At 64.1% G+C, this 591-nt stretch carries 1 protein-coding gene; it reads right to left on the bottom strand.

Annotated features, from left to right (window positions below; translation table 11 throughout):
• Positions 1-226 precede the first annotated feature (226 nt).
• Positions 227-591 (bottom strand): transposase (locus C6P64_RS13105; RefSeq protein WP_146115926.1); only part of this gene is annotated, 365 nt, incomplete at its 5' end.

The raw sequence follows: 591 nt of genomic DNA, 5'->3' as shown, positions 1-591 counted from the left end.
CCAGCGCCATCACTGGCGCCTGGGCCTGACGGCCAGCAAGCCTCTCTAGCAGGCCGTTGAAAAATACACCGTCGATGCCTTCAAGGTCACCACCGACGATTGTGAGAAAGCATTCTGACCAGCACTTGAGGCTTCGGAGCCGGTTTTCACGGCCTCACAGACCCCTTTCGGAGCCGATTTCCCGCCTTTCGGCGTTTTGCGGGCGCACTGGCCCCCAGGCAGGCACTCACGCATGATGCGCATCCCACCATCCGCCCAGGCTGCCCATGCGCACCAGGTTGTAGGTCGCAAAGCACAGCAGCGCCTGGCCTGCCAACTTGGCATGCCCGATCAGCTTGGTCTTGGCCAGTCCCCCGACGGTCTTGAGCCAGCCGAAGGCCTCCTCGATGCGCTTGCGCACCTTCAGGCTCGTGCGATAGCCCTCGTGCCGTGTCGTGCGGCCATCGATCGCCGAGCCCTTGGCCTTGCTCGCCACATGCGGCGTGATGCGCAGCCTGCGGCACCCCTTGACGAAGGCCTTGGAGTCGTAGCCCTTGTCGGCACCCACCGTGGCCCCTTTCTTCATGACCGAGCGCTGCAGCATCTCCAGCG

It is taken from the genome of Malikia granosa, from assembly GCF_002980595.1.
Classification (GTDB): domain Bacteria; phylum Pseudomonadota; class Gammaproteobacteria; order Burkholderiales; family Burkholderiaceae_C; genus Malikia; species Malikia granosa.
This window is presented reverse-complemented; position numbering and strand designations above follow the sequence as displayed.